General features: G+C 70.0%; 7 protein-coding genes and 1 pseudogene. 7 read left to right on the plus strand and 1 reads right to left on the minus strand.

Annotated features, from left to right (window positions below):
* Window positions 1-562, minus strand: a 562-nt coding sequence (locus IE318_RS11850; protein WP_189899479.1) for an RNA-guided endonuclease InsQ/TnpB family protein, incomplete at its 3' end; no start/stop codon positions are given.
* A gap of 27 nt (window positions 563-589) precedes the next feature.
* Between IE318_RS11850 and tnpA the strand changes: the two genes are divergently transcribed.
* The 7 genes and pseudogenes from tnpA to IE318_RS11880 form a co-directional block, all read left to right on the plus strand.
* Complete coding sequence (tnpA, locus tag IE318_RS11855; RefSeq protein WP_189899480.1) at window positions 590-1,006, plus strand: IS200/IS605 family transposase; 417 nt, start codon at window positions 590-592, stop codon at window positions 1,004-1,006.
* Window positions 1,007-1,247: 241 nt separating this feature from the next.
* Window positions 1,248-1,649: a Tat pathway signal sequence domain protein gene (locus tag IE318_RS11860; protein WP_189899415.1), complete on the plus strand. Its 402-nt coding sequence runs from the start codon at window positions 1,248-1,250 to the stop codon at window positions 1,647-1,649.
* Entirely contained in the window at window positions 1,646-2,266 is a 621-nt protein-coding gene (locus tag IE318_RS11865) for a class F sortase (protein ID WP_189899417.1), read from the plus strand. The genes IE318_RS11860 and IE318_RS11865 overlap by 4 nt, the downstream gene beginning before the upstream one ends.
* A 122-nt stretch (window positions 2,267-2,388) precedes the next feature.
* On the plus strand, window positions 2,389-2,880 hold the full coding sequence (locus IE318_RS11870; protein WP_189899419.1) for an RNA polymerase sigma factor: 492 nt from the start codon (window positions 2,389-2,391) through the stop codon (window positions 2,878-2,880).
* Window positions 2,881-3,503: 623 nt separating this feature from the next.
* A pseudogene (locus IE318_RS44835) lies at window positions 3,504-3,628 on the plus strand (restriction endonuclease); the annotation flags it as partial.
* A 263-nt stretch (window positions 3,629-3,891) separates the two neighbouring features.
* Window positions 3,892-4,119 (plus strand): hypothetical protein, encoded by a 228-nt coding sequence (locus IE318_RS11875; protein ID WP_189899421.1) that lies wholly within the window; start codon window positions 3,892-3,894, stop codon window positions 4,117-4,119.
* 128 nt (window positions 4,120-4,247) lie between these two features.
* Window positions 4,248-4,537 (plus strand): LacI family DNA-binding transcriptional regulator (locus IE318_RS11880; RefSeq protein WP_229903471.1); only part of this gene is annotated, 290 nt, incomplete at its 3' end.

The raw sequence follows: 4,537 nt of genomic DNA on the forward strand, positions 1-4,537 counted from the left end.
CGTCGGTCTCCGCCTCGGGGAGGATGTCCGGCTCGGTGTCCACGACGAAGCTGAGGAAATACCGGCCGGAGCTGTCCTTGGTGACGGTCAGGGACGTGGGTGCGGCCGGAAGCCTGCGCGACCACTTGACCTTGAGGTTGCCGACCTTGGCCACGTACACCGTGCCGTCATCGTTCAGGGAGAAGGCGTTGCTGTTGAAGCGGATCGACTGCCGGGTGTCCTTCTTCGACTTGTACCGGGGTGGCCCCACCCTGCGGCCGGGCCGCTTGCCCTTGAGGCTGTCGAAGAAGTTCTTGTAGGCGGCATCCAGGTCCCGCAGGGACTGTTGCAGGACGACTGCCGACACCTCGGCGAGCCAGGCGCGTTCCTCGGTGCGTTTGGCCTGGGTGATGCGAAGCCGGGACAGCTCGGCCGACTTCACATACGGTAGCCCCGCCGCGTGCGCTTCCTTCCGGTCGCGCAGGCAGTCGTTCCACACCACGCGGGCACACCCGAACGCACGCGCCAGCGCACGTCTTTGGGTGGCGTCCGGGTAGGCCCGGTAGTTGTAGCGGAGCTGCACACCCAACACCCTACCCATATGGGTCTCATGGACGGGCAGAACGACTACAGACCTTGCAAGCACGTCATTTCTGCGATGCATGTGCACTCGGTCGTTGTGACGAAATGCCGGCGCGGGGTGTTCGACGACGAGATGCTGACACGCTGCGAAGAGATCACGCGCAACGTGTGCAAGGACTTCGAGGCGGAGCTGAAGGAGTTCAACGGCGAACGCGACCACGTCCACCTCCTGGTGCACTACCCGCCCAAGGTCGCCGTCTCCAAGCTGGTCAACAGCCTCAAGGGCATCTCCGCCCGCCGGATACGACAGGAGTTCACCGACCGGATCAACCGCGCCATCATGCACGGGCACCTGTGGTCGCCCTCATACTTCTCCGCATCGTGCGGCGGAGCGCCACTGGCCACCGTCCGCCAGTACATCGAGCAGCAAACACGTCCGCTCTAACGTCCACGCCAGAGCAGCCCTGAGATGCATTCATCCCCGGCGCGAACGCCGGAGCTTTCTGCAAGAATCCCGGTAACCGGCGTACGCCTGCCCGGGGGCTGACTGTGCCCCTACGGTCCCTGCCCTGCGCGACTTTGCCGGCTCTTTACAACCTGTGCTGATCCTGTCTCGTCTCTCCGCTCGATCCATCACGCAGCCTGCCCGGCCACCGGCCGGGCAGGCCGACGAGAGAGAGCGATTTATGCGCCGAACAGTCCTCAGCGCCATGGCAGCCGCCTGCGTCGCCGTACTCGCGAGCACGGTGCCCGCGTTCGCCGACGGGGCGAGCGCGGCCCCGACCACGCGTCCCTCTTCCGCCTCCGAGCCGTCTGCCCGGCCGAGTGTGCCGGCCAGCGCGGAGCCGAGCGCGGCCCCCACCCGGGAGCCGAGCCGGGCGGCCGCCCCCGTGGCCACCGCCGCGCCGGGCAAGGGGCGCGGCCAGGTCGGCGTCGTCCCCAGTGGCGCCCCTGACACCGGCGTGACCACCAGCTCCGACGGCTCCGGCTCGGACGGCATGCTGATCGGCGGCGGTGCCGCCGGCGCCCTCGCGGTGGGCGGCGCGGCGGTCTTCCTCGTGCGCCGCCGGCAGGCGACCGGGGCGTGATCCGTCTTTCCGGGCGCGCGTTCGTCACTGCGGCGCTGGCCGCGCTGCTCGTGAGCTGCGCCGGCCATGGCGGCGACGGGGCGTCGGCCACCCGCCCCAGCGGCACGCACGTGTCCGCCCGGTCTTCCGCGGGCCCGGCGAACGGGCCGCAGGTACTGGGCCGTTCGGTCCCGGCGCGGCTGCGGATTCCCGAGATCGGCGTCGACACGCCGGTCATGAGACTCGGGCTGGCGCAGGACGGCAGCGTGCAGGTGCCTCCGATCACCGCGCATGACCGGGCGGGCTGGTACCAGTACTCGCCGACGCCGGGCCAGATGGGTCCGTCGGTCATCCTCGGTCATGTCACGGTCGGTGCCTACGGGGACGGCGTCTTCCGCCACCTCGACCGGCTGCGCCGGGGCGACGGGATCACGGTGCGCCTCGAGAACGGCGGATCGGCCGAGTTCACCGTCACCTCCGTACGGACCGTCGCCAAGGCCGACTTTCCGACAAAGGAGGTCTACGGCGACGTCGACCGGCCCGAGCTGCGGCTCATCACATGCGGCGGGCCCCGCAGCGGCGACGGCTACCTCGACAACCTGATCGTCTTCGCCGCGCTGAGCACCGCGAGCCACTGACCGGCCCGCTCGCCCCGATCCCGGGCCGATGGAACGTACGCCGTCGGTCCGGGGTCTTTCCCACGGGCGCCTTGCACACGCCCCGGGGCGCGACGAGTGCCCTCACCCCCCTATGGAGAGCATTGAAACGGTCCCGAGAGAAGGCGGCAGCAGAGCTGTTCGCCGTTCTCTACCCGCGCCTGGCCGGCTGGTGCCGCCGCCTGGTCGACGACGACGAGACCGCCCACGAGGTTGCGTCCGAGGCGTTCACCCGCCTCTGGGCCCGCTGGACATCCGTGTCGGAGCCCCGGGGTTTCCTCTACGTCACGGCCGCCAACATCGTCCGGGACCACTGGCGCAAGCTGGAGCGCGAACGCAAGGCGATGCAGCGCGCCACTGTGGAGGCGTCCGTCCTCCCACCCACCGAGCAGACCGACCCCTCGGTCCGCCTGCTCGTCCAGGCGCTCCCCGAACGACTGCGCATACCGACCCTCCTGCACTACTACGCCGACATGCCGATCCGGGAGGTGGCCATGCTGACCGGGCGCAAGGAAGGAACCGTCAAGGCCGACCTGCACGCGGCCCGCGAACTGCTCCGTGCCCACCTGAGGAGAAGCCTTGATCACATACAATGAGGACGGTCCGGACTTTGACCCCGACGACCACCTCGCCGTCATCATGCGGCCGCCCTCCCCGCACCTCGCCCCACCCCCCGGCCGGTACGAGGAGATCCGCCGCGGCGCGGCCCGCCGCCGCATCCTGCGCGCTGCCGCCACAGCCGGCGCGACCTGCACGATCGCTGCCCTCCTCGCCCTACCATTGCTGCGCACCACCCATCAGGACCCCGCCTCCCCGACGGTTCCCCTCGCCCCGCCCCCCGCGAGCAGCCCCGCGGTCCCACCGACCCTGGGCGAGCCGACTCCCGCGGCGGTCACCCCTCGCCCCAGCGCCCGCCCCCCGGCCACCACCGCCTCACCCTCCGCCGCCCCCTCGACCACTCCGACAGGACCCCGGCCCCCGGCTCCCACCTCAGGCCGGCGCATGGTGGAGCCATCGACGGACCCGGCGCGCTCCGGGCCCCCTTCTGCGGCCGGTACCCGCCCATGACTCCCGGGGTCGGCCACTGCCGCGGTCCCTGCGCTTGAGGGCAGCCCGGTGGTGTGGCCCAATCTGCCACCGGCCTTCGTCCATCGCCCTCTCACGCCCAGGAAGTGACTCGGCGAGTCCGTCATTGGATGCCGTTCAGCCTCGCCGGGCCTTCGTTCAGCAGCAGCGTCTCCACCTTGTCGACACCCCCTACGGGTTTGGGCAGCGGGATCAAGGCCATTGTGGGAGCTCCTGCGCGTAGTGCCTCCCCCGCGGCGGCGAGATGCTCGGTTATGACGGGCAGCCCCGAGTCGACCGCCAAGGCCGCCGACTTCGGTAAGGTCCCGCAGCTGTAGCCGTGACGCCAGCGGTTCGCCCGTCGTTGACCTGACGAGACCCGCGGCCTGGCACCGACGGTCGCGGGTCTCGTCAGGCACGGGTGCCGGTGAGAACCTGACGCCAACCGCTCGCCACTCGTCGACCCGGCCGAGACCCGCAGTCTTCTCCCAATTGGGTGCGGGTCTCGTTCATGTAGCCACAGCACCCGTACGATGATCGGCGTGACCACCCGCCGCACCCTTGGCACCGGCCCCGAGGCTCCCGCGCACAGCATCCGCGCCGCCCAGGCCGACCTTCTCGATGCCCTCCCGGGAGTTCTCCTCCCCGACGTTGACGAGCTGCGGGCCCGTGGCGTGCTCGGAACCCAGGCTGCGGCGCCCCGGAGCACGCGCCGCGCCCTCGGAGCCGGCGGCCGGGCGGATGACGACCCGACCGACAGCGACCACTGACAGACGAGGGTCACTCACCCCGGGTAACAGTCAGTGCCTGTTTCACATTTCCGTGAGCAGGTGGCAGGGGGAGCCGGCGCTCGGTGGGAACGTGGCGCGCGAATGCCTGAACGCCACATCAGTGACAAGTGACCGTGTTCCAAGGCGAGTTGGTTGGTGTTGGCTACGGGTGCGCCCTGAAAGAGGTCCGGCAGGCGGCTAACGTTCCAACAGCAACGGTGAACTGCACTGCATCGGAGATGAAGTTGGCTGAACGGCTGATCGGGCAACGTCCCACGCTTGAGGACGTAGCGCGGAGGGCAGGTGTGTCGAAGTCCACGGTGTCGCGGGTGATCAACGGCGAGCCGAGGGTTCGGGAAGCGGTCGCCGAGCGTATTCGGGAAGCGGTGGCGGAACTTGGCTACGTACCGAACCAGGC

The sequence above is a fragment of the Streptomyces spiralis genome, from assembly GCF_014654675.1.
In the GTDB taxonomy this organism is placed as follows: domain Bacteria; phylum Actinomycetota; class Actinomycetes; order Streptomycetales; family Streptomycetaceae; genus Streptomyces; species Streptomyces spiralis.

Coding starts and splice junctions, on each gene's coding strand:
- tnpA (WP_189899480.1), top strand. CDS start 590: ATGGACGGGCAGAACGACTACAGACCTTGCAAGCACGTCATTTCTGCG.
- IE318_RS11860 (WP_189899415.1), top strand. CDS start 1,248: ATGCGCCGAACAGTCCTCAGCGCCATGGCAGCCGCCTGCGTCGCCGTA.